General features: G+C 54.5%; 29 protein-coding genes. 6 read left to right on the plus strand and 23 right to left on the minus strand.

Features of this window, described 5'->3' with window-relative positions; translation table 11 throughout:
• Positions 1 to 10: 10 nt before the first annotated feature.
• From pgpA to nrdR, 6 genes are all read right to left on the minus strand, one after another.
• Complete coding sequence (pgpA, locus tag Electrica_RS19585; protein WP_266095188.1) at positions 11 to 478, minus strand: phosphatidylglycerophosphatase A; 468 nt, start codon at positions 476 to 478, stop codon at positions 11 to 13.
• Positions 479 to 506: 28 nt separating this feature from the next.
• The gene (thiL, locus tag Electrica_RS19590; RefSeq protein ID WP_141965222.1) at positions 507 to 1,481 is read right to left on the minus strand and encodes a thiamine-phosphate kinase; all 975 of its coding nucleotides are present in this window, start codon (positions 1,479 to 1,481) and stop codon (positions 507 to 509) included.
• Between the two features lie 76 nt (positions 1,482 to 1,557).
• The gene (gene nusB / locus Electrica_RS19595; RefSeq protein WP_004858621.1) at positions 1,558 to 1,977 is read right to left on the minus strand and encodes a transcription antitermination factor NusB; all 420 of its coding nucleotides are present in this window, start codon (positions 1,975 to 1,977) and stop codon (positions 1,558 to 1,560) included.
• A gap of 22 nt (positions 1,978 to 1,999) precedes the next feature.
• Positions 2,000 to 2,470, minus strand: a complete 471-nt coding sequence (ribH, locus tag Electrica_RS19600) for a 6,7-dimethyl-8-ribityllumazine synthase (protein ID WP_004858618.1) — start codon at positions 2,468 to 2,470, stop codon at positions 2,000 to 2,002.
• Between the two features lie 212 nt (positions 2,471 to 2,682).
• On the minus strand, positions 2,683 to 3,786 hold the full coding sequence (gene ribD, locus Electrica_RS19605) for a bifunctional diaminohydroxyphosphoribosylaminopyrimidine deaminase/5-amino-6-(5-phosphoribosylamino)uracil reductase RibD (protein WP_141965223.1): 1,104 nt from the start codon (positions 3,784 to 3,786) through the stop codon (positions 2,683 to 2,685).
• Between the two features lie 3 nt (positions 3,787 to 3,789).
• A complete protein-coding gene (gene nrdR / locus Electrica_RS19610) occupies positions 3,790 to 4,239 on the minus strand; it encodes a transcriptional regulator NrdR (RefSeq protein ID WP_004858609.1) in 450 nt (149 codons plus the stop codon).
• 149 nt (positions 4,240 to 4,388) lie between these two features.
• On the opposite strand from nrdR, the gene Electrica_RS19615 reads away from it, so the two are divergent.
• Together Electrica_RS19615 and Electrica_RS19620 are read left to right on the plus strand one after the other, a co-directional pair.
• On the plus strand, positions 4,389 to 4,931 hold the full coding sequence (locus Electrica_RS19615; RefSeq protein WP_131047479.1) for a SadB/YajI family lipoprotein: 543 nt from the start codon (positions 4,389 to 4,391) through the stop codon (positions 4,929 to 4,931).
• Positions 4,932 to 5,226: 295 nt separating this feature from the next.
• Positions 5,227 to 6,111: a nucleoside-specific channel-forming protein Tsx gene (locus tag Electrica_RS19620; protein ID WP_100683105.1), complete on the plus strand. Its 885-nt coding sequence runs from the start codon at positions 5,227 to 5,229 to the stop codon at positions 6,109 to 6,111.
• Positions 6,112 to 6,162: 51 nt separating this feature from the next.
• On the opposite strand, the gene Electrica_RS19625 is transcribed toward Electrica_RS19620, so the two are convergent.
• The 8 genes from Electrica_RS19625 to queA all read right to left on the minus strand — a co-directional run bounded on the left by Electrica_RS19625 (position 6,163) and on the right by queA (position 14,362).
• Positions 6,163 to 6,858: a helix-turn-helix transcriptional regulator gene (locus Electrica_RS19625; RefSeq protein ID WP_100683104.1), complete on the minus strand. Its 696-nt coding sequence runs from the start codon at positions 6,856 to 6,858 to the stop codon at positions 6,163 to 6,165.
• Positions 6,859 to 6,905: 47 nt separating this feature from the next.
• Complete coding sequence (locus tag Electrica_RS19630; protein ID WP_141965224.1) at positions 6,906 to 7,283, minus strand: VOC family protein; 378 nt, start codon at positions 7,281 to 7,283, stop codon at positions 6,906 to 6,908.
• Between the two features lie 111 nt (positions 7,284 to 7,394).
• Positions 7,395 to 8,786: a M24 family metallopeptidase gene (locus tag Electrica_RS19635; protein ID WP_141965225.1), complete on the minus strand. Its 1,392-nt coding sequence runs from the start codon at positions 8,784 to 8,786 to the stop codon at positions 7,395 to 7,397.
• A gap of 114 nt (positions 8,787 to 8,900) precedes the next feature.
• Positions 8,901 to 9,872, minus strand: a complete 972-nt coding sequence (gene secF, locus Electrica_RS19640; RefSeq protein WP_100683101.1) for a protein translocase subunit SecF — start codon at positions 9,870 to 9,872, stop codon at positions 8,901 to 8,903.
• A 10-nt stretch (positions 9,873 to 9,882) separates the two neighbouring features.
• Positions 9,883 to 11,730 carry a protein translocase subunit SecD gene (gene secD, locus Electrica_RS19645; RefSeq protein WP_100683100.1) on the minus strand — a complete coding sequence of 616 codons (1,848 nt, stop codon included), beginning with the start codon at positions 11,728 to 11,730 and terminating at the stop codon, positions 9,883 to 9,885.
• 25 nt (positions 11,731 to 11,755) lie between these two features.
• A complete protein-coding gene (gene yajC / locus Electrica_RS19650) occupies positions 11,756 to 12,088 on the minus strand; it encodes a preprotein translocase subunit YajC (protein WP_004099423.1) in 333 nt (110 codons plus the stop codon).
• A 22-nt stretch (positions 12,089 to 12,110) separates the two neighbouring features.
• Positions 12,111 to 13,238 (minus strand): tRNA guanosine(34) transglycosylase Tgt, encoded by a 1,128-nt coding sequence (gene tgt, locus Electrica_RS19655; protein ID WP_100683099.1) that lies wholly within the window; start codon positions 13,236 to 13,238, stop codon positions 12,111 to 12,113.
• Positions 13,239 to 13,291: 53 nt separating this feature from the next.
• Positions 13,292 to 14,362: a tRNA preQ1(34) S-adenosylmethionine ribosyltransferase-isomerase QueA gene (queA, locus tag Electrica_RS19660; protein ID WP_131047477.1), complete on the minus strand. Its 1,071-nt coding sequence runs from the start codon at positions 14,360 to 14,362 to the stop codon at positions 13,292 to 13,294.
• A 251-nt stretch (positions 14,363 to 14,613) separates the two neighbouring features.
• On the opposite strand from queA, the gene acpH reads away from it, so the two are divergent.
• From acpH to Electrica_RS19680, 4 genes are all read left to right on the plus strand, one after another.
• On the plus strand, positions 14,614 to 15,195 hold the full coding sequence (gene acpH / locus Electrica_RS19665; protein WP_141965226.1) for an ACP phosphodiesterase: 582 nt from the start codon (positions 14,614 to 14,616) through the stop codon (positions 15,193 to 15,195).
• A 169-nt stretch (positions 15,196 to 15,364) separates the two neighbouring features.
• Positions 15,365 to 15,967 (plus strand): peroxiredoxin, encoded by a 603-nt coding sequence (locus tag Electrica_RS19670; protein ID WP_004858569.1) that lies wholly within the window; start codon positions 15,365 to 15,367, stop codon positions 15,965 to 15,967.
• Positions 15,968 to 16,260: 293 nt separating this feature from the next.
• Positions 16,261 to 16,380 carry an integrase core domain-containing protein gene (locus Electrica_RS29375; RefSeq protein ID WP_117433772.1) on the plus strand — a complete coding sequence of 40 codons (120 nt, stop codon included), beginning with the start codon at positions 16,261 to 16,263 and terminating at the stop codon, positions 16,378 to 16,380.
• A gap of 146 nt (positions 16,381 to 16,526) precedes the next feature.
• Entirely contained in the window at positions 16,527 to 17,435 is a 909-nt protein-coding gene (locus Electrica_RS19680) for a LysR family transcriptional regulator (RefSeq protein ID WP_141965227.1), read from the plus strand.
• Between the two features lie 6 nt (positions 17,436 to 17,441).
• Here Electrica_RS19680 and Electrica_RS19685 read toward each other — a convergent pair whose 3' ends face one another.
• The 9 genes from Electrica_RS19685 to fimF all read right to left on the minus strand — a co-directional run bounded on the left by Electrica_RS19685 (position 17,442) and on the right by fimF (position 23,816).
• Positions 17,442 to 17,990 carry a tyrosine-type DNA invertase gene (locus tag Electrica_RS19685; RefSeq protein ID WP_141965228.1) on the minus strand — a complete coding sequence of 183 codons (549 nt, stop codon included), beginning with the start codon at positions 17,988 to 17,990 and terminating at the stop codon, positions 17,442 to 17,444.
• Positions 17,991 to 18,333: 343 nt separating this feature from the next.
• Positions 18,334 to 18,558, minus strand: coding sequence for an Hha/YmoA family nucleoid-associated regulatory protein (locus Electrica_RS19690; protein WP_131047472.1), 225 nt, complete (start codon positions 18,556 to 18,558; stop codon positions 18,334 to 18,336).
• 260 nt (positions 18,559 to 18,818) lie between these two features.
• Positions 18,819 to 19,550: a LuxR C-terminal-related transcriptional regulator gene (locus tag Electrica_RS19695; protein WP_167686250.1), complete on the minus strand. Its 732-nt coding sequence runs from the start codon at positions 19,548 to 19,550 to the stop codon at positions 18,819 to 18,821.
• A complete protein-coding gene (locus tag Electrica_RS28485) occupies positions 19,543 to 19,803 on the minus strand; it encodes a hypothetical protein (protein ID WP_160702197.1) in 261 nt (86 codons plus the stop codon). Before Electrica_RS28485 ends, Electrica_RS19695 begins: the two co-directional genes overlap by 8 nt.
• Entirely contained in the window at positions 19,800 to 20,600 is an 801-nt protein-coding gene (locus Electrica_RS19700; protein ID WP_141965230.1) for an EAL domain-containing protein, read from the minus strand. The genes Electrica_RS28485 and Electrica_RS19700 overlap by 4 nt, the downstream gene beginning before the upstream one ends.
• Positions 20,601 to 20,810: 210 nt before the next feature.
• The gene (locus tag Electrica_RS19705; protein WP_100683091.1) at positions 20,811 to 21,581 is read right to left on the minus strand and encodes an outer membrane protein; all 771 of its coding nucleotides are present in this window, start codon (positions 21,579 to 21,581) and stop codon (positions 20,811 to 20,813) included.
• A gap of 196 nt (positions 21,582 to 21,777) precedes the next feature.
• Entirely contained in the window at positions 21,778 to 22,731 is a 954-nt protein-coding gene (locus tag Electrica_RS19710; RefSeq protein ID WP_141965231.1) for a fimbrial protein, read from the minus strand.
• A gap of 16 nt (positions 22,732 to 22,747) precedes the next feature.
• A complete protein-coding gene (gene fimG, locus Electrica_RS19715; protein ID WP_100683089.1) occupies positions 22,748 to 23,269 on the minus strand; it encodes a type 1 fimbrial minor subunit FimG in 522 nt (173 codons plus the stop codon).
• Positions 23,270 to 23,279: 10 nt separating this feature from the next.
• Complete coding sequence (gene fimF, locus Electrica_RS19720; RefSeq protein WP_407081240.1) at positions 23,280 to 23,816, minus strand: type 1 fimbrial adaptor subunit FimF; 537 nt, start codon at positions 23,814 to 23,816, stop codon at positions 23,280 to 23,282.
• Positions 23,817 to 23,822 lie beyond the last annotated feature (6 nt).

Here is a 23,822-nt window from a genome sequence, read left to right on the forward strand (position 1 = left end):
AGGACCGTATTTAGAAAAGACCAATCGGCCAGTGATGGCCTATGACGTACAGCACGCCGGCAGAGATCACCCCGGCGACGATATCATCGACCATGATCCCCATCCCGCCGTGAATATTGCGGTCAAACCAGCGAATGGGCCACGGTTTCCACATATCAAAAATACGGAAAATCACAAACCCGGCGGCGACCCATTGCCAGTCAAGCGTCGGCAACGCCATCAGGGTGATCCACATCCCGACAAACTCATCCCAGACAATACTGCCGTGGTCGTGGGTGCCCATATCTTTCGCCGTGCGGTGGCAAATATACACCCCGATACAGATGCTCATCATCACCACCAGCGAATAGAGCTGCCAGGGGAGAAATGTCATCAGATACCAGAACGGGATTGAGGCCAGCGAGCCCATCGTACCGGGCACCACGGGGCTTAACCCGCTACCAAAACCGGTCGCCAGCAAATGCCACGGATTGCGCATATTGAGGCGACTTTTTGCGACATCTTTACTACGCACCAAAGTGATCGTACCCCTGTAAATCCAGCTGGACCGGTTTACCGGATTGCATCAGCTGCAAACCGTCCGCCTCGGCGCTAATCTGTCCAATGCAGGTAAAGCGCGCCCCAAGCTGGCCGATAGCCACGTCAAGCGCGCCGCGGTTAAGCTCCGGCACGGTAAAACACAGTTCGTAGTCTTCACCGCCAGAGAGCGCCCAGCGCAGCGCCTGCTCCCTCTCTGCATGGCGCAGCAGCGCATCGGATAACGGCATTGCGTCAAGGTCGATCCGCGCGCCGCAGCCACTGGCCTTCAGAATGTGCCCCAGATCGGAGATCAGACCGTCGGACAGATCGATAGCCGAGCTGGCCAGATCGCGTAGCGCCTGCCCTTGCAGCACGCGCGGCATCGGGCGCAGATGGCGCGCCAGCAGGTAGTCGGCGTCAGCGGCTGACTCCACCACCAGACGGTCCTGCAAAATAGCCAACCCTGCGGCGCTGTCGCCGGGGGTGCCGGTGACATATACCCAGTCGCCGGGTTTCGCCCCGGAACGCTTCAGCGCGCGCCCCGGCGGGACAAAACCGTGAATACCCAGGGTCATCGACAGCGGACCGCGAGTAGTATCACCGCCGATCAGCTGCATATCGTAATAGTTGAGCTGCATGAACAGGCTGTCGCTGAACGATTCCAGCCAGGCTTCATCCGCTGCCGGCAGCGTTAACGCCAGCGTTAACCACGCCGGTTCAGCGCCCATCGCCGCGAGATCGCTCAAATTGACCGCCAGCGCCTTGTAAGCGAGATCGGCAGGATCGATATCAGGTAAAAAATGGTTGCCCGCCACCAGGGTGTCGGTGCTGATTGCCAGCGTTTTTTTCTCGGGAATGTTCAGGAGAGCGCAGTCATCGCCGATGCCGGTTTCCACATCGAGACGCCTGCTTTTTACGCGATCAAAATAACGGGCAATCAGGGAAAATTCGCCGCATGCCATACGTTATGCCTCAGCAAAAGAAAAGAATAAGGCCGGACCTTGCGTGGATGACATCCCGCGAGACCCGGCCTGGAGTTTACTTTTTGTTGGGACGAATTGCCGGGGCTGCTTTGTCCAGCACGCCGTTAACAAACTTGTGGCTATCTTCGGCGCCGAAGGTTTTCGCCAGTTCGATAGCTTCGTTAATCGCAACTTTGTACGGCACATCGTCACGTTTAGACAACTCGAACAGGGCGATACGCAGTACCGCTTTCTCTACCTGACCCAGCTCTTCAAGCAGTCGGGACAGGTACGGCTTCATCAGGCCGTCGAGGTATGCGCTGTTAGTCGCCACTCCGGACAGCAGTTCGCGGAAATACAGAACGTCAACATCTTTGACATCCTGCTCCGCCAGGAACTGGTATTCAACATCAGCGATGTCGTTCTGGGACAACTGCCAGGAGTAAAGCGCCTGGACAGCACACTCACGGGCGCGGCGACGAGCAGCAGGTTTCACGGAATTCCCCTTACAAAAAAATTCAGGCCTTGATGGCTTTCAATACGTTAATCATTTCCAGCGCGGTCAGCGCAGCTTCTGCGCCTTTGTTACCGGCTTTGGTACCAGCGCGTTCGATGGCTTGTTCAATGCTTTCTGTCGTCAGAACACCAAAGGCTACCGGGATTTCGCTGTCCTGCGCGACATGTGCGAGGCCATTGCTTGCTCCGCCAGCCACATATTCAAAGTGCGCGGTACCCCCACGAATCACCGTACCCAGAGCAATCACCGCGTCATATTTACCGGTTTTAGCCAGCACGCCAGCCGCCAGCGGCAGCTCATACGCGCCTGGAACCCAAACAACGGTAATATTTTCATCTTTTACCTGACCGATGCGCTTGAGAGCGTCAATAGCGCCTTCCAGCAGGCTGTCATTGATAAAGTTGTTGAAACGCGCAATGGTGATGGCGACGCGAGCGTCCGGGGTAGCAACGTTAGCTTCAATAATGTTCATACTCTTCCTTCGGGTTCATATAGCCCCGCAAGGGGGGCGGATTCTATCATAATAATTTATACACTTCATCCTTCAAACTGCCTGCGCGTTGGCAGCGCCTGTCGACCCCGGTCGCTTACCACCGTAAGCAAGCAGGATTCTCCGGTTGGCCGCCTCGACGCATCCTGAATGAATGCGTGTAGCGATGCTGCCTTCCCTGTCGGTCAGGGAGATTATGCGCCGACTAAATGCAGGCAAAGATCGGGACCTGTCTGGCGTATCTCGTTGAATTTGAAATGGGGGACATCGGCCAGTTTCTCAAGCCCCGGTAGCACGCATAGCCCGCGCGCGTCGCTGCCTAACAGTTTAGGCGCAATATAGACGATAAGCTCGTCCACCAGCCCGGCCTGCAACAGCGCGCCGGCGAGCGTCGGGCCCGCTTCTACCCAAATGCTGTTAATCTGCTGTTTGCCAAGCTGCATCATCAGCAACACCAGATCGAGATGGCCGTTGTGTTCCGGCACCATCAGCGTTCGCACGCTTTCCGGCCAGTTGCGGTCATCGGCCCGGGTGCGAGCGAACAGCGTCTCTCCGGGCTGCTGCACGATGCGGTGCTCAGGGGTAACGCGATTATGGCTATCGACAACAATACGCAGCGGCTGGCGCAGGTTTTCCTGCGGGTAGCGGGCGCGAATATCGGCACCGAGCTCTTCCCAGCGTACGGTTAATGCCGGATCGTCTGCCAGCACAGTCGCGCTGCTGGTCAGGATCGCATGGCTTTGCGCCCGCAGGCGCTGCACGTCGCGTCGCGCCTGCGGCGAGGTGATCCACTGGCTTTCTCCGCTGGCCATCGCGGTGCGACCGTCCAGTGAAGCGCCCATTTTTAGCTGTACGTAGGGGAAACCGGTGCGCATCCGCTTGAGGAAACCTTTGTTCAGCGCTTCGGCTTCGCCGATCATCAGGCCATGGCTGACGTCAATACCGGCCTGCTGCAGGCGATACAGGCCGCGCCCCGCCACCTGCGGGTTGGGGTCCTGCATAGCGGCCACGACGCGGGTCACGCCCGCGGCAATCAGCGCGTCGCAGCACGGCGGCGTGCGGCCATGATGACTACAGGGCTCCAGGGTCACATAGGCGGTGGCGCCCCGGGCTTTTTCGCCGGCCATACGCAGCGCATGCACTTCCGCATGCGGCTCGCCGGCGCGATAGTGAAAACCTTCGCCGACGATCTCAGCGTCCTTGACGATCACACAGCCGACATTCGGATTGGGATGGGTGGTGAAGCGCCCGCGCTGCGCCAGCTTAAGCGCTCGCGCCATGTACATTTCGTCATGCATGGCTTAATCCTGTAAGCGGGCGATCTCTTCGCCGAATTCTTTGATATCTTCAAAACTACGATAGACGGAAGCAAAGCGGATATAGGCGACTTTATCGAGCTTTTTCAGCTGCTCCATCACCAGGTTGCCGATCATTTTGCTCGGGACTTCGCGCTCGCCGGTACCGCGTAAATGGGTTTTGATATGATTGAGCGCCATTTCCACATCATCGGCGCTGACCGGCCGTTTTTCCAACGCTTTCAGCATTCCGCTGCGCAGTTTATCTTCATTGAAGGGCTCCCGCACATCGTTGCTCTTGACCACTCGCGGCATCACCAGCTCCGCCACCTCGAAGGTGGTGAAACGTTCGTTACAAACCAGGCACTGCCGACGACGACGCACAGAAGAGCCCTCGCCCACCAGACGAGAGTCGATCACTTTGGTATCTACGGCGAAACAGAAAGGGCAATGCATAGCGCGTCCTGACAGGAAGTTAAACTGACAGGTAGTTTACCGCGAAGTGCCGCGACAACAAAGAAAGAGCTTTTGAGACAAAGGATCTATGGCTCGTGGACGGAGACGATCTACCATGAAATATCCCCCTGAAAACGGAATCCATGACCATGACAAGACGTTATTTGAAGCTGGCGATGCTGAGCACGCTGTTTACCCTCAGCGCCTGCGCACAGCAAAGTGAAGTCCGTCAGATGCATGAAAGCGTGAGCACATTGAGCAAAGAGATGACTCAGCTTAATCAGCAGACGGTGAAAATCACCCAGCAAAACGCACTGAATGCGAAATCGAGCAGCGGCGTTTATCTTTTGCCCGGCGCCAGGACCCCGGCGCGCCTCGAAAGCCAGATAGGCACACTGCGTATGTCGCTGCGTGATATCGCCGCCGACGCCGACGGTACCCGCCTGACGCTGCGTATTCAGGGGGAATCAAACGACCCGCTACCGGCGTTCAGCGCCACCGTCGCCTGGGGGCAACTCACCGGCACCACGCAGAATTACCGGGAGGTTAACGTGCGCGATCGGCTGATTAGCGCCCCTGCCAGCATCCTGGCGCCGAGCGACGTCGATATTCCGCTCCGCCTGAACGGCGTCACGCCTCAGCAGCTTGGCTTCCTGCGTATTCACGATATCCAGCCCGCAAGCGCACAATAATCGCCTTCGCCGGGTGTCGCCGATACCCGGATTCGACCGCCCCAAAATCCATTTACAGTTTTTCCAAACAGTTCAGTAAAAATTGACCGTCTGGATCAATTTCAGTGGCATTCTGCCAGGAAATGCATAGAATCGTGAACGCAATCGATTACGTATGTTTACGTTATGTGAAACAACACGTATTTTTGTGAGCAATGATTTCTATAATAGACCCCCACAGAGATACGAAATATTTAGAAACGCTTCGGCAGCGTTCTTCACGCCTTTTGGCTTAATTCAAAACAGTGGCATCCTTATGAAAAAAACATTACTGGCAGCAGGCGCCGTACTGGCGCTGTCCACATCGTTCACTGCTGGCGCGGCAGAAAACGACAAACCGCAGTATCTGTCCGATTGGTGGCACCAGAGTGTGAACGTGGTGGGTAGCTACCACACCCGTTTTGGACCGCAAATTCGTAACGATACCTATCTGGAATACGAAGCGTTTGCCAAAAAAGACTGGTTTGATTTCTACGGTTACATGGATGCGCCGGTATTCTTCGGCGGTAACAGCACGGCCAAAGGTATCTGGAACCACGGTTCCCCACTGTTTATGGAAATTGAGCCGCGTTTCTCTATCGACAAGCTGACCAATACCGATCTCAGCTTCGGCCCGTTCAAAGAGTGGTATTTCGCCAACAACTATATCTACGACATGGGCCGCAACGCGTCCGGTCGTCAGAGCACCTGGTATATGGGTCTCGGTACCGATATCGATACCGGTCTGCCGATGAGCCTGTCTCTGAACGTCTATGCGAAATATCAGTGGCAGAACTACGGCGCATCCAACGAAAACGAATGGGATGGCTACCGTTTCAAAGTGAAATACTTTGTCCCGCTGACCGACCTGTGGGGCGGTTCGCTGAGCTATATCGGCTTCACCAACTTTGACTGGGGTTCCGATCTGGGCAATGACAACTTCTATGACTTGAACGGCAAGCACGCGCGCACCGGCAACTCCATCGCCTCCAGCCATATCCTGGCGCTGAACTACGCGCACTGGCACTACTCGATCGTCGCTCGTTACTTCCATAACGGCGGCCAGTGGGCCGATGATGCGAAGCTGAACTTCGGCGATGGCGATTTCAACGTTCGCTCTACCGGCTGGGGTGGTTACTTCGTGGTGGGTTACAACTTCTAATCCTGCCTGATGATCCCCGGCCTCGGCGCCGGGGATATCGATTGGCCCGCCTTATGGCTCACGCTCTTCACACCTCACCTTACGCAGAAAATCGCTCAATGACCGGTCGGCCCGCTCGCTGAAAAGGCGCCCGGTGGCAGCCACGTCCAGGCAGCGATCGAGACGAAAGCAGCGATAATCGTCGCGGAGCTCGCACCAGCTCACCAGCAGCCAGCGCTCCCCCCAGAAAAAGAGCCCCAGCGGCAGCACTTCGCGCTGCGACACCTTTCCCGCTTCATCGCGGTAATGCAGCGCCAGCACCCGCTGGCCGGAAACCGCCCGATGCACCAGATCAAACTGCGCTTTGCTGTACCCCTGGGCGCCAAAATCCGGCGCAAACAGCCGCGATTGCTCGGCCTTACGCCGACTCTCTTCAGGTAAAATCGCGAGCACCTTTTCCCGAGCCGACTCCAGTGACTGGGACAGAGATTCGCCTCCCCAGGTTTGCAGTAGCCGAATGGCGGCCACCAGCGCTTCCGACTCCTCGGTCGTCAGCATCAGAGGCGGTAAACTGTAGCCTGCCAGCAGGCGATATCCGCTTCCGGCCTCGCCCTCCACCGGCACGCCGGAGAGCGACAGGTCGCGGATATCCCGGTAGATAGTGCGCTCCGATACGCCGAGCCGCTCCGCCAGCAGCCCGGCGGTGGTTAACCTTCTCCCCCGCAGGATCTGCACGATTTGAAAAAGGCGGTCGGCGCGTCGGCTCATTTTTAACTTATCTCATGGTTTAAGCCTGCCCACTGGCGTCAAGAGCGTTAGTGAGACAGGTGTTTAGGTTGATGCAAGCCAATCCGGTTCCCTTCGCTATCCATAAACAGCGCGATGGTGCCAATATCGTCCGCCAGTTCAAGCGGGCCAAAGACGCAGCTCCCGCCAGCGGAATTCACGCGGTCGAGCGTGGCGGCCAGATTGTCAGTATGCAGATAGATAATACATCCCTGATCGGCAGGTTTAACCCCGTCAAACTTTGCCAGCGCGCCGCCGGGTGCCGGGTCCTGATACGGGAAAACGGCCATTTCAGCGCAATCCATATTTTCCCGACGCAGGGTCACCTGCAGCACCGGCTCGTAAAACGCCACGGCGCGATCCATATCGGCGACCGGAATTTCAAACCAGTTAATTACGTTGCTCATACATTCTCCTGTCCATTGTTTGGGTTCAGGAGGAGTGTATGGCAGGGCTACTGACAGCGTACTGTCAGTAGGGATCGGCATCCCTGCGGCCACACCGTTTGCCGCTGGCGATTAACCCGCCGTGCAAACCAGAGCCCGCTGCTTATCAAGCAGCCAGGGGCGGAGATAGCCGACGGTGTTCGACAACGGCAGCACCTCCTCCGGTAGCGCAATCCCCAGTCGTTCCCGGATATAGCGATGTCGGGTGACGATACGCTGCCAGAGCTCCGGATACGCCTGCGCCAGCTCGTGGCGCAGAGACTCGTCCGCCAGCGCCACGGTGTCTTCAATGCTGACACCGGCGTAACCCGCTCGCGAAGGAATAATGTCGATTTGCAGGATCATCCCGCTTCGCAAACAGGCGTCGGCGTTCGGCCCGATCGGCGAACAGAGCCACTCTTCATCAGCCACCAGATGCCCTGGATTAAGATGCCAATGATACTCCGCCTTCGGCAGAACCCGCTCGATCAGGGCGTACATCTCGCCACCGGGCATACCGATACGCAGATGCTCCAGCCAGCTGACCACCGCCCGGAAATAGGGTTTCGCCACCACATCAAGGTAGTCCGCCACCTCCGGCGCCAGCTCCGTCTCATCGCTGACCACGTAGGCGGCCCGACTGCTTAAGCCGCCTTTAAACCCAGTGGTGAGCGAAAATTTATCGCCGCGACGGATAACCTTATCGTCAGGATAGAGACGGGCATCGGCGAAGCGATCGCCGGTGGCGGCAATCATCACCACGCTGTTGGGCTGGCCATCTGCCGCCAGCAGCGCGCCGATCTGTTTTTCCGTTTTTCCCGGCTCGATGGCATTCAACGCCGTGAGGATCGCCGTCGACGCCAGGTTGGCGCCATATTCATAGTGGGCCAGCTCATTGGCAGAATTGACCGTTCTCACTCCGCCATCCGGAGCGATAAATAATGCCGTGGCATTGAGCACCACCGCCTGCTGTCCGGCGGCCTGGCGAATCGCGTCCACGATAAAAGCGGGCAGATCGAACATCTGTGAACGGTCGTCAGCGCTGCCGGTAAACAGCTTCCAGCCCACCAGGCCCAGACTTTTCCCGCGGCTGATACCGGCATCCTGCAGCAGCTGCGGCAGACTTTTTTCATTGCTCATCGGCTGATTCGGCAACGAGAACCACGGCGCATGGATCGCCCGGTTTTCCAGGCGAGCAAAGGCCGCCAGCTTGAGATTTTCATTGCCCAGCACCAGCACCGCCTCCCCTTCGCGATGCAATACCAGCAAGGCTTCTTCAAACCGCGGGATAAAGCCGGTGAGATATTCGAAGTTTCCGCCGTGCTCTTTATCGGCATACACGATCAGCGTGTCGTAGCCATGCTGGCGCATTTGCGCAAGCACCCTGGCTTTACGCTGGCGTAGCGTTTCATCACTGAGCGTAGCGGAAGGCACATCGTGCCAGACGGTCGGTTGGGCGACGGCAGAAAGGACTATGGCGGCCATGGGGGATCTCCATCTCATTAAGCGCTAAGAGTGGAGAGTAGCGAAATTTGGCCGGGCTGTAATAAAAAAATCCCGGCCTTGCGACCGGGATTGCGTTATCAGAACGGGACTGCCTTACGGCAGAATGGACGGCTGATCCGCCCCTTCTTTTTCTACTTTCTGCTGCAGCATATGCTCACGCTTCATGCCCAGCTTCAGCGCCAGTGCGGACGCAACGTAGATAGACGAGGCCGTACCGATAGAGACACCGATCAGCATGGTCAGCGAGAAGCCTTCCAGAACCGGGCCACCAAAGAGATACAGCATCAGGATCACCACCAACGTGGTTCCGGAGGTGATCAAGGTACGATGCAGCGTCTGGGTCAACGACACGTTGAAGATCTCATACGGCGTACCGCGGCGGATCTTACGGAAGTTTTCACGGATACGGTCAGATACCACGATGCTGTCGTTCAGCGAGTAGCCGATAACCGACATCAGCGAAGCGACGATGGTCAGGTCAATCTCGATATGGAACAGCGAGAGGATGCCCATCGTAATGACCACGTCGTGCGCCAGCGCGATAACCACCCCGGCGGCAAGACGCCACTCGAAACGGAAACCAACGTACACCAGGATACAGATTAACGCCGCCAGCAGCGCCAGCGCGCCGCTTTGTGCCAGGTCAGCCCCGACGCTCGGCCCCACGAACTCGATACGCTTAACCGTCGCGTCCTGGCTGGTCGATGCGTTAATCACGCTAACGACCTTGCTGCCCAACTCCTGACTGACGTTGACATCATGCACCGGTGGCATACGCACCATGATGTCGCGGCTGCTGCCGAAGTTCTGCACCTGCGGCTCTTCAAAGCCCGCCTTCTGCAGCGCCTGACGCATCTGGTCCAGTTCGGCCGGTTTTTCGAGGGTGATTTCAATCACCGTACCGCCGGTGAAATCCAGACCCCAGTTAAATCCGCGCACGCCCATCACGACAATGGCGGCAATCAGCAGAAAACCTGAAATGCCGAAAGCCCAGTAGTCCCAGCGCATAAAGTCATAGACTTTACGGCCGTGGTTCAATTGTTCAACAGTATATTCCTGTGCCACAACGCACTCCTCAGATAGACAGCTTTTTAACGCGCTTGCCGCCGTACAGCAGGTTCACGATGGCACGGGTGCCGACGATAGCGGTAAACATCGAGGTTGCCACACCGATACCGGTGGTAATCGCAAACCCTTTAATTGCACCGGTACCGACCGCGTACAGGATGATAACTTTGATCAACGTCGTAATGTTCGCATCGAAGATCGAGCTGAATGCACCCCGGTAACCTTCATCAATCGCCTGCTGAACGGAACGTCCGTTGCTCAACTCTTCTTTAATACGTTCGTTGATCAGTACGTTAGCATCGACCGCTACCGCAAGGGTTAACACGATACCCGCAATCCCCGGCATACTCAGCGTAGCCCCAGGCAGCAGGGACATGATACCGACGATCAGGACCAGGTTAGCCACCAGCGCAGAGGTCGCGATCAGACCGAATTTCTTGTAGAAGAAAATCATGAACAGGATAGACACCACCAGACCGGCCAGACACGCTTCCAGACCCTGTTTGATGTTCTGCATACCCAGAGTCGGGCCGATAGTACGTTCTTCAACGATCTGAATCGGCGCAATCAGCGCCCCCGCACGCAGCAGCAGAGAGAGCTGACGCGCTTCATTCGGGTTGCTGATACCGGTAATACGGAAGCTGTTGCCCAGGCGAGACTGGATATTGGCGATGTTAATCACCTCTTCCTCTTTCGCCAGAATCGCACGACCGTTGGCATCTTTCTTACCGCTGTCTTTGTACTCCACGAACAGGGTCGCCATCGGTTTGCCGATGTTGTCCTTGGTGAAGTTAGACATGATGTTACCACCGGCGCTGTCCAGCGAGATGTTAACCTGCGGCTGGTTGAACTCATCCATGCTGGAAGTGGAGTCGGTGATATGGTCACCGGTCAGAATCACGCGCTTGTACAGCACAACCGGCCGACCTTCGCGAGTATATTTCACTTCCGAGTCGCCAGGGACACGGCCAGAAGCGGCAGCGGCGCTGTCAACGTTGCTGTTCACCAGACGGAATTCCAGCGTCGCCGTGGCGCCCAGAATTTCTTTCGCCCGCGCGGTATCCTGAATACCCGGCAGTTCAACCACGATACGGTCGGCGCCCTGACGCTGTACCAGCGGCTCGGCAACACCCAGTTGGTTCACACGGTTACGCAGAATGTTGATGTTCTGCTGTACGGCGTATTCGCGAGCTTCTTTCAGGCGGTCATCGGTCATCACCGCTTTCAGGCCGGTAGCGCCCTGCGTGGAGATAACCAGATCGCGGTGACGCGGGCTCAGCCAGGAGATGGCCTGATCGCGCGCTGCGCTATCGCGAAAAGCGATGCTCAGACCATAATTGTCTTCCTTACGCACGGTAGCGTAAGGGATGCCTTTTTCACGCAGTTCGCTGCGCAGGCTGTCGATATTTTGTTCCTGCAGTTTGCCCAGCGCGGTGTCCATATCCACTTCCATCAGGAAGTGTACGCCGCCGCGCAGGTCAAGACCCAGCTTCATCGGCTCGGCATGGATAGCCGCTAACCAGCGAGGCGTCGCCGGAGCTAAGTTCAGCGCCACGACGTATTTATCACCTAACGCGTCCACCAGCACTTCACGTGCGCGCAGCTGGACATCGGTGGTATCGAAGCGCGCAAGGATTGCGCCCTCTTCCAGTGCCACAGACTTAGCGGTAATTTTTTCTTCTTGTAACGTTTTCTGGACCTGGATCAGCGTTTGCTCACTGGCGGCGACACCGCGCGCGCCAGTGATTTGAACGGCCGGATCCTCACCATACAGGTTGGGGAGCGCATACATCAGGCCGACGATAATCACGACGACCAGCATGATGTACTTCCACAAAGGATAACGGTTTAACACGGCAGTTCCCTTAGGGAAAAGTGGATTACAGTGCCTTCATGGTGCCTTTCGGCAGAACGGCAGCTACGAAGTCACGTTTGATAACCACTTCAGTGGTGTCGTTCAGCGCGATAGCAATGTATCCGCTTTCAGCAACTTTCGTGACGCGACCCACCAGGCCGCCATTCGTCAGCACTTCATCGCCTTTGGCGATAGAGTTCATCAGGTTTTTATGTTCTTTGGTGCGCTTCTGCTGTGGGCGCAGGATCATGAAGTAGAAAATCAGACCGAACACCACCAGCATCAGAATCAGAGACATCGGGCTACCCTGCGCCGCGCCACCGGTTGCTGCTACCGCATCAGAAATAAAAAAGCTCATTCAAATTCCCTCATTATTAAAATTAATCAACGTTCAAAGGAGGAACAGGTCGCCCCTGACGTTGGTAAAAATCGGTCACGAAGCTCTCTAATTTACCCTCTTCGATAGCCTTACGTAAACCAGCCATTAAACGCTGATAGTAGCGAAGGTTATGAATGGTATTGAGGCGCGCGCCCAATATTTCGTTGCAACGATCGAGATGATGCAAGTAAGCGCGTGAATAATTGCGACATGTATAGCAATCACACTCGGCATCCAGCGGCGCGGTGTCACTTTTATGCTTCGCATTACGAATCTTCACCACGCCATCGGTGACGAACAGGTGGCCGTTACGCGCGTTGCGCGTTGGCATGACGCAGTCGAACATGTCGATACCGCGACGCACCCCTTCAACCAGATCTTCTGGCTTGCCGACGCCCATCAGATAGCGTGGTTTGTCGGCCGGGATCTGCGGGCAAACGTGCTCCAGGATACGGTGCATGTCTTCCTTCGGCTCACCGACAGCCAAACCGCCGACAGCGTAGCCATCAAAACCGATATCTACCAGACCTTTAACGGAGATATCACGTAAATCTTCGTAAACACTGCCCTGGATAATGCCAAACAGCGCGTTTTTGTTACCCAGACCATCAAAACGGTCGCGGCTGCGCTTGGCCCAGCGCAGAGACATTTCCATCGAGCGCTTAGCGTAATCCCAGTCCGCCGGGTACGGCGTACATTCGTCGAAGATCATCACGATATCGGAACCGAGATCGTACTGAATCTCCATCGATTTTTCCGGATCGAGGAAGATAGGATCGCCGTTGATCGGGTTACGGAAGTGGACGCCCTGCTCGGTAATTTTACGGATATCGCCGAGGCTGAACACCTGGAAGCCGCCGGAATCGGTCAGGATGGGTCCTTTCCACTGCATAAAATCATGCAGGTCGCCGTGCAGCTTCATGATTTCCTGACCCGGGCGCAGCCACAGGTGGAAGGTGTTGCCGAGGATAATTTGCGCGCCGGTGGCTTCCACTTCTTCCGGCGTCATCCCTTTTACGGTGCCGTAGGTCCCAACGGGCATAAAGGCTGGCGTTTCAACCACGCCGCGATCAAACACCAGGCGGCCGCGGCGAGCGCGTCCGTCGGTGGTATCCAGTTCAAATTTCATGTTAACTCCTGCGTCAGAAAAACAGTCTGACGTTAAATACTCATGTCGCGGCGTTATTCCCCGACACGCTCAAAAATAGCCTGCGGATTGTACGTGATAAACATCGCGTCCCCGTAGCTAAAAAAGCGATATTTTTGTTCTACCGCAGCCTTGTAGGCATTCATGGTGTGCTGATAGCCGGCAAAGGCTGAAACCAGCATAATCAGAGTCGATTCAGGGAGATGGAAGTTGGTCACCAGCGCATCAACCGCTTTGTACTGATATCCCTGATAGATAAAAATCTGTGTGTCGCCGAAAAACGGCTCAATCAGGTCTTTTTTCGCCGCCTGCGCCGCGCTCTCCAGCGAACGGACGGAGGTGGTGCCCACCGCGATGACCCGGTTGCCGCGCGCTTTCGCCGCCAGCACCGCATCAACAACCTCCTGCGGCACTTCGGCGTACTCGGAGTGCATGATGTGATCTTCAATGGTCTCCACGCGCACCGGCTGGAACGTCCCCGCGCCAACGTGCAGCGTCACAAACGCCATTTCAATCCCTTTCTCGCGCAGCTTCTCCAGCATCATATCGTCAAAGTGCAGGCCCGCGGTCGGCGCGGCCACCGCCCCCGGCCTGGTGCTGTAGACGGTTTGATACAGTTCGCGGTCGGCGTCTTCGTCCGGACGATCGATATACGGCGGCAGCGGCATATGGCCGATGCTGTTAAGGATCTCCAGTACCGGACGTTCATCGTTAAATTCGACTTCAAACAGCGCGTCGTGACGTGCCACCATCGTGGCGTTGATGCTTTCATCATCGCCCAGCAGCAGCTCCGCTCCCGGCTTCGGCGCTTTAGACGCGCGAATGTGCGCCAGAATGCGTTTGTCATCCAGCATGCGCTCGACCAGCACTTCAATCTTGCCGCCGCTGGCTTTACGGCCAAACAGGCGCGCCGGGATCACCCGGGTATTGTTAAAGACCAGCAGATCGCCCGGGTTAAGTTTGTCGAGTAGGTCAGTGAAAGTTCCATGCGTCAGCGCTCCCGTCGGACCGTCTAACGACAGCAGGCGACAGCGACTGCGCTCAGGCTGCGGGTAGTGGGCTATCAGGGATTCGGGTAGTTCAAAGGAAAAATCGGTAACGCGCATGACGATGGCTCAGACGAAATAAAGAGGCGGGTAGTCTAGTGCCGGGGCGTCCTCCCTGCAACCTTTACCCCTCTGGATGAATAACATAATCTATACACAAAACCATTCAAGATGCATCGACGCGGCAGTTGAATGACAAATTCGTCAGGAACAGATTTGAACGCTGCGGAGTGGCGGCCCGTGAGGGCGAGGCTCAAAGATGGGCCGGGTAGCTTAGCCAACAAAGAGGCAGTTTGAAGGATAAAAGGTCTATGAATTTTCTCGCACACCTGCATTTAGCCCATCTCGCCGACAGTTCCCTGCCCGGCAATCTTCTGGCAGATTTCGTTCGCGGCAATCCCCAGGCGGACTATCCGGCCGACATTGTCGACGGCATTTTTATGCACCGGCGTATCGACGTCATGACCGATAATCTGCCGGAGGTAAAAGAAGCGCGCGACTGGTTTCGCCCGCAGACCCGCCGCGTGGCGCCCATTACGCTGGATGTCATGTGGGATCACTTCCTGTCGCACCACTGGGCACGCATTTCACCCGATATGCCGCTCAACGAGTTTGTCCGCTATGCCCAGGCACAGGTCACGCCGGTATTAGCCGATTCGCCGCCGCGCTTCGTCAATCTCAATGCCTATTTGTGGTCGGAGCGCTGGCTTGAACGCTATGAGGATATGGACTTTATTCAGAGCGTCCTCAACGGTATGGCCAGCCGTCGTCCGCGCCTTGATGCCCTGCGCGACTCCTGGCAGGATCTGGATACCCACTACGATAAACTCGAGCAGCAGTTCTGGCAGTTTTATCCGCGCATGATGGCGCAGGCCACCAGGCACGAACTATAAAGATTGCGCTTTCTCACAGAAAGGCTATTCTGAACACCATTTCCCGACATAAATTGATAGGCAAAACCTATCTCATTGATTGTCAACGTCACGTTGAGTTCGCATGAACCAGTCCCTATACTTGCCCGCGTTGCGTTCCAATTAACCTTATTATTAACAGGAGAATCATATGGTTCTGGTCACTCGTCAGGCTCCGGATTTTACCGCTGCAGCTGTTTTAGGTAACGGTGAAATCGTTGAGAAATTCAACTTCAAACAACACACCAACGGTAAAGCGACCGTCCTGTTCTTCTGGCCGATGGACTTCACCTTCGTGTGCCCGTCTGAGCTGATCGCTTTTGACAAACGTTACGAAGAATTCCAGAAGCGCGGCGTAGAAGTGGTTGGCGTCTCCTTCGACTCTGAATTCGTTCACAACGCATGGCGTAACACCCCGGTAGACCAGGGCGGTATCGGTCCGGTTAAATACGCGATGGTTGCTGACATCAAACGTGAAATCCAGAAAGCCTACGGTATCGAACACCCGGACGAAGGCGTGGCGCTGCGCGGCTCCTTCCTGATCGATGCTAACGGCGTGGTTCGCCACCAGGTGGTTAACGACCTGCCGCTGGGTCGTAACATCGACGAAATGCTGCGTATGGTTGACGCGCTGCAGTTCCACGAAGAGCACGGCGAAGTTTGCCCGGCGCAGTGGGAAAAAGGAAAAGAAGGTATGGCCGCTTCTCCGGAAGGCGTGGCTAAATACCTGACCGAGAACGTGTCCAGCCTGTAATCGGCCCATGTTCAGAAGAAGGCTCGCGCATGCGGGCCTTTTTTGTTTTCTTGACCCGTCAGACGCGTTTCTGACTTAAACCCGGGAAACGAACTGGAGGAGTGTCCTGTCGTTTTCTGTAACCGCTGATGTCGTCAGGAATGTCAGATAACCCATTGGAGCCAGAGCATTGGGTGAAGAAGATGGTAGTGATGAAGCATCAATAATGGCCAAATCCGCGAAGCCCAGAATGATTGCGGACAGGCGGAGAACTTTATAACCGACAGATAAAAATAGCATGACGTAGGCTTCTCATGGTCCGTAAACCAGCAGATAATGCCCCGTTCGGGTCGTTTAATGACCGTTTTCGCGACGCGTGTCTGAACGTTTACGGGTTCAAGTCACTGGCAGATGTGATACCGGGAATAGAGTGAGAGTATAGATAATGCTGGCAATAGATAAATACTCTCGATGAAGCATTCATATACTATTTGTCTGTTCACCGTAAACTTTCCGGCAAGGGATATATATCTTGTACCTGAGACTGGTATGTAATGCTTTTACATCGAGATAGACACTAATGGATAAATCGATACCAAACCTACAGGATTTAATTTACTTTGTGATTACAGGGAGGTCATCAAGTATAACCGCAGCAAGTATTGAATCGGGTATTCCAGTTGCAACATTATCAAGAAGGATCTCAGCCCTGGAAAAAAGGGTTAATATCCAGCTATTCACCAGAACATCTCGAGGAATAGTTCTGACTGAAATTGGCAGACACTATCTTAAGTACGCGGATGCTATTATTAAAAACGCGACAGATCTGGAACGAGAGATGAAGGACTCACACAATTCTCTTTCCGGGGTATTACGCGTTTCTTTACCGGTGGATTTTGGTATATATTTTATATCCCCGCTTATGAATAGATTTTCCACCTCCTATCCCAACATCAGATTTATTTTCGACACCACCCCTGTCAAAGTCAATATCACTGAAAGGCAAATAGATATATGCATTCGCATCGGTGACATTAGTGATATGTCTCTTATCGCCAGGCCTGTCGGTTTTCTATGTCGCAAACTATATGCCTCCCCTGCTTATCTGAGACAATATAAAACCCCTGAACATCCGGATGATCTTATTCACCATCAATGCATTCTGCCTTCATACATGAAAGAGCCGGAAAAATGGGTTTTGTTCAGAGGAAATGATATTACCCGAATCAATGTCTCTGGCATTTACTCTGCAAACAATATATCCATGATGCTAAAACTCTCGGAGAATAATGGCGGAATTGCTGTTTTGACGCCTGAAGTCATTCACCGAGAGCTGAGCTCCAGGGCTATCGTCCCCATTCTGGAAGAGTGGTCTTTTAAGCCTTTACCTGTATATATCATTACAGGAACCAGAAATATTTCAAAAAGCGCTCGTCTTTTCCTGGATTATATTAATAGCCAGCTTAGTGTAATCCTCAATAGTCACTGAGCCCTCTTACACAGCTATAGGGGGCGTGGTAGCACTCCCCCACAACCCGGTAAATCGATTAAAGTTGCTTTTAGTATAGAGTACCGTATGTCGAATATTCCGGTGCCCTAAATAATCCTGAATCAATCTGGTATCAGTTCCACGTTCAGCAAGTTTATATCCACATGAATGACGTAACATATGAGGATGAACTCTGAAACCTATGTTACTTTCAACGCCACATTTAGATATAATTTTCCAGGCCTGCGAACGCGAGATTGCTGCCCCTGAGGAAGTCGTAAATATGGCCTCAGATGTCACGCTGGTGGATGTCATTTTTTTCAAACTTAACCATTTACTTAAAGCATGACATTCATCTTCTGACAACGGATGATATACTGAAAAACCATTTTTAAGTCTTTTTACATAAATAACTCCTGATTGTATATCAACATCCGCCATCGTGAGAGCAAGAAGTTCACTTATTCTGAACCCATGGCGATATGCCATCAAAATCATACAGTAGTTCCTCTCTGCATTCATGCCCTTATTTGCAGAATCTAAAAGTAAGTTTATTTCATGCTCTGTGAGATATTTTCTTTTTTCATATTAATACCCGGCATTGATTTATTATTTTCTTAGTTCACTTCAAAATATAAGGGATTCTATTTTATGTAAGCAGCAAGGTAAGTAAATAGACATTATTGATAATAAGGATTCCATTTATGGAAACGTAATGACGACGAGACTACGACTCTCCCATTCGCGGCGTCTAGGCCATTGCCGTAATAACAGCGGGAGTGATCATCTATGTCTGCCCTCAGAGATAGCCAGCCACCGGCGCCAGCAGCCATCCCCGTCGCAATTTTTACCCGGATATTTATTTCCTGAGATTCCTTTCCCAGAACGATATGGCATCTCAGCGCACATAGCGCCAGACATAAGACGGCACACGGTCAAAAAACTGCCCCGTGACTAACTCCGCCCGTCGGTGGTCGGCGGCCGATCGCAGGACCTCCCGCTGGCCCGACGGCAGTTTCTCTTCCATGTGTGCCACCACTAATTCCAGCGTTTCCTTACTGTGAATACGCCGCAGTTTACGAACCAGCTCCATCCTGCCCGGTAATTCTGCCTTCTCTCTCATACGCTGACCTCACCCCCACAGCCGCCAGAAAAACCACACGGCAAAACCACACCACGCGCACCATATCGCCTTGTGCAGCAGCGCTAACCCCCATTCTGGAAAAGAGCCGGACTCATTTTCACTCTTCACCCCGGTCCCCCTACAGCAACAACCGGTACAGTAAACATCCAACGCCATACCAGAACACCACGCAGAACATCGCGCACGCCAGCCACACTTTTCCCCTGAATGACAGTCCCATCCCACCTCTCCTCGCTCTTTTATCTTGTTCTTTCATCTTTGATCTTCTTTTTCAGATCCAGGATTTCATACCCGCAGCGGGGTCCCCCTGGTTTCTGCATTTGCGCAATGCACCATGAAAACGTCATCTGCCGCCCCTGGTCTGACCGCTTCGACAGGTTTTGCCGGTAAGCCGCCACCGTCCTGTAACTGATATTCATCACTTTCGCCGATGTCTTCAGTCCCAGACCGTCTGCCTGTGTCACCAGACACTCCAGCTCATGTGGCGTCAGATTCACCTCGCGGGTCAGCATCAGCCCCTCGGTCACGGCCGGACTCATGACGGTATCCGGCCACGCGCCCCCTGCCATCCGCAGAGCCTGCCGTAGTACGCCCAGCGATTCCTGGCGCAGAACCACGACTGACGGACTGCGGTTCACGACCGCCTTCAGCAGAAGCGGGTCGGTCTGCGCCGTGCACACCATCACCCGACAGCGCCCCCCCTGGCACAGCCCCTGCAGTGCATCCAGCATCGCTATCCCTTCCTGCAGACTGCTCTGCTGATCCAGCAGTTCAGTGATAATCAGCACCCGGGCCTCCGGCTGACTGGCGCGCAACGCCACCAGCCGTTCGTACAGGGCACTCAGACTGGGCAGCAGTTCGCTGCAGGGTCGTCCTGCCGCCTCGTCAGCCAGATCGCACAGCACCATTCCGGTCAGGGCCAGACTGTCCATCACCAGAGTCCGGTCAAAAGCCAGAAGAGGTTCAGGCATGCCGTCCCCCATAGCCCGGTGGTTGCAGGGCATACCAGTCCAGCGGACTGTTTCCGTCCTTCGGATTAAGGGAATAGACCTGGTCCTGGGGGCCGGTACTGATCTGCACCAGAATGTGGCGGGCAGGCACCATGAACATCACCGTCAGCGGCCGGTCCGTACGCGGTGTCGGCCTGTTATACCCGCCCCCAGACTGGAGGATCGCCAGCAGTGGCAGCAAGAGAGGTATCAGCCAGATAAAAAAAGATCTCATCGGTTATGCTCCGTCAGTGAGGGCAGATGATCCGGCAGGTCGGCCAGCTGCGCCGCCGCCACCTCAGGCCACAGCCATCCCTGGCAGGCATCAAGTCCCGAGCAGGCCACAACCTCCAGCAGTTCCTGAGTCTCAACGCCCTCAGCGATAAGCTGTGCTCCCTGAGCACGCACAAGAGTGGCAAGTGAGCATAGAAACGAGGGCCCCTCCGACAAGGCGGTCAGGTCCCGGAACAGGTGCCGGTCGAGCTTCACGCCCTCAAACACCCCGGACAACAGCCAGGTGAGTCCCGTGGTTCCAGCCCCAAAGTCATCCAGCCACAGCGGCGCCAGCGGCTGTAGGGCTGACAGAAGCGGGTCCTGCTCCGGCCGGTTATCCGGACTGAGGAAGCGTTCGCTGACCTCCAGGCGCAGCCAGGGCGCAAGCAGACTGGCCGACTCCGATACATCCGGATCGGCAAGGATCCGCAGAGCCAGAGTACGAGAGACATTAAGGCTGACCGACAGGCGTCGGGTGGCACACCAGGGGGCCAGCAGCGTCAGGACTTCAAGCTGCCAGACCAGGATGCGTCGTTGTTCCGTCAGGGGGATCTGGGCAAAAAACATCTCCGGGGAGGCCGCCACCCCGCTGTCACGATCGGCGATACGCGACAGCATCTCCAGGGCTATCAGGCTACCGTCAGGGGAAAAAATCGGTCCGAAGACCGGCGAAAGCTGCCAGACCCGGCCAAAGGCCGGAACGGTCAGCAGCAGTGATGACGTCACCATATCCGGTACCGGGATGCGGGTTATTACCATGTTGTTCTCTCCGCCGGTATTCTCCGGCGCTGGTGTATATACTGATATCAGCGATGTGGTCAGGTAGGGTTTCCCCCGGTGCCTGACCCGTTCTCTGGCTCCCTGGTGTGGCGCCGGAGAGATGGCGGTGACGGTTCCATCACCGCACTGTTGTTATTTTTTACGGCTCCGCTCTCCCGCCAGGAAAAATGAGACAGGACAGCAGGAGCATCAGAAGGTGTAGCGCAGGCCCAACTGAAGCGTGTGCAACTGAAGATGAGTGTGGCTTTTCCAGGTCGAGGTGATGATGCCGTTACTGGCCGTCCCCTCAGTGGTGACATCACCGGCGTTAGTGAACAGATATCCGGCATCAAGCGACAGAGCAGGCGTGAGAGCCCAGGCAACCCCGGCCCCCAAAGACCAGGCCATCTGAGTGTTGTTCTGACTGAAGGTGTCAGAGCTAAAAGATAGCCCGGCAGACGACTGACTCAGCGAAGCGGCATTTTTCAGCAATGCCACACCAACCCCGCCTGTGATATAGGGCGTGAATGGCGTCCCGGTGGTGTAATCGTAATAACCGTTCAGCATCAGTGTGCTGACCCGGGTCTTCTGTTGACGCTGTACTGATACGGGCAGGTTCTGAATGAATTTGCCACTATCGACCCAGCCACTGGTCATGGTAGTGTTCAGCGTGCTGTTCTGACTGACCTCTCCACCGGCAAGATATGCCAGTTCGAGGCGGACAGGCTGCTCCCAGTCGGTAGAAAACTCATACCCCATTGCAAAAGAAGGGGTAAAATTGGTTCTGTTGGCCGACGGAACATCGATCTCCCCGACGGTATTATTCAGTCCCCCGGCCAGCATGGAGCTGGACAGAGTATTTTCCGTTGAGCGCACCTGCGTGGCCCCGGCTTTTGCAGCAACATAAAATCCGGATGCACTGGCCATTCCGGTATGCCCGGCCAGAATAACGGCAATCCCCAGTATTAATTTATTCATCATTGAGTCCTCACAACCAGTTATTTCATTCCGTTCAGCATGCGGAGTCGGGGGTCGGTATTAAATTAATAACAACACAGACCATGACATAAAACCCCGTCAGAATAAGAATGCATTTAAATTTTCTCATTAAACAGCTTTCAAAGAATGCACATTAAAAATGTGAAATATCATGATAATTTTAAGTTTTAAAAACGCATTACTGGTAAATAAATGTCACACCAATAAGTGACTGCACATTACCAGCTATTACTTGCCCCCCGGTCAGGGCATAGTTTGCCTTTAACCCCAGGTCAACCGCAGATGCTCCGACAGTACCAAGGGATACATTACTGCCAGTAGAAAGCACCCCATTTGCATTGGAGATCTCTATTCCCACACCTTGAGCAGAAGACGAACTGGCTGTGTTTGAAAAAATATTATTACCTGTATTCGCAACTGCACCTGAAATATAATAAGAAAGTTTCTGGCTTTGTAAACAACTAACAGTGAGAGGAACTGGTGTCATACTACCAGGATAATCCGGCAAATTAACAATTACATTTCTGGATGAAACGTCACAACCACCAGTTGGCACGACTGTATTGTTATTTGCATATATATACCATGTCATAGAGGTATTACCTGATGAATGACCAGCTCCACTCCCTGTGCTATAATATGCTTGCTTAAATAAATTTAACACAGTAATCAGATCACCCTGTTTAATTGACGTTCCGGATACATTATTCCCGATCGGGGTTAAATACATCATTAGATTTAATGGTTGATACTGCCCCCAGGTATATTGAAAATAAGATGTGGGCGAAGAAAGTGGAAGATTATATGAAGTACCATAGTAACTCAATGTGCCATGAAATGAATTCAAAACACCAGAATATGACGAACCTGCCTCAATTCTTGCATAATCCCAGAAGTTAGCTGGATCGTCATTTCTGCAACTTATACTATCCCCAAGATTAACAACCAAAACCTGACCAGATGATAATTGAGGCGACAGGTTAACATATACGTTAGCCGATCCCCCACCATCATATATAGGCCCTGCCGATGTCATACAGGAAAATGCAAAGGTTTTCGCACTTAAAATAAATAAAAATATAAAAAAAAATAATTTCGAGCTTAATGTGATGTTTTTTATCAAATTCAACATTTATTCCACCTCTTCTTCAGGAATATGTATAGGTAACATTAACCACAGCCTGAATACTCCCCTGCGTGGCATTCCCGTTCACCGTAATCGCCCGTACCTGCAGCGGAAAACTCACTGTCTGCGCCGGATAGCTTACGGCCAGCTGCTTTGTCGCCCCATTCGGCAGGTTGGTTCCGGCATTGTCCGCCAGCTGCAGAGCGATGCTTCCCGCCCCGCCCTGGTTGGCATAGTAAAGTCCGGAGCTGTCCGCCGTCCCGCTGAACGTCGCTTTCACCTGCGAAGTCCCAACCGGACAGTTCGTCAGATCCAGACTGACCGACTGCCAGCCCGACGTCGAACCGGCAGAAACCAGATCAAAGGTAAATAAATTTCCCAGATCCACCGTGGTGGACGTCGTCGATACCGTACACGGCCGGGCCACCACCTTTCCGTTCACAGTAATGGTCACGTCGGCAGCCCGGGCCGGCACACCGCTGGCCAGCAGCAGGGCCGCCCCCAACAGACCACACCACCGGGATGCCGTTAAATTGTTCTTCATCTGCCGCTCCTCACTGAAACTCCAGTGTAAAATTTGCCGTTGCACTGACCGCACCGGCCACCACCGACGTCTGCGTTGCCATCATCCGGGCATAAAAACTCAGCGTGTTGGCCTGCCCTCCGCTCAGCGCCGACCAGTTCAGGTTCTGGGAGCTGGCGTTAATCGCCAGCGGATTTTTACCCGCATCCAGTATCTGGATCCCCAGTCCCGCCGCCGCCCCGCTGCCGCCATCAATTTTCAGCAGGGTCGCGTTATCCGGGTCCGCCGTCCCCGTAAACCCCACCTTCACCCCCGTGGCCGCCGCCCCGCAGGGTGACAGGGTGATACTGAACGGTACCGGGTACCAGGTGGTCTCTCCGGGTTTAAATAGCTGCTTCGCAGAGTTCGTCATCAGGTCCACGGTCTGATTCTGGGAGCCTGCAGCAACGCGGCACATGTTGTCCCGGACATAACCGGTAATGGTGATGGTGCTGTCAGCCGCCTGCACCGGCAGCCCGACGGTAATGGGGGACAGCAGCATCAGCGCCATTACTGTTCTTTTCATCATTGATCT

The sequence above is a fragment of the Klebsiella electrica genome (assembly GCF_006711645.1).
In the GTDB taxonomy this organism is placed as follows: Bacteria; Pseudomonadota; Gammaproteobacteria; order Enterobacterales; family Enterobacteriaceae; genus Klebsiella; species Klebsiella electrica.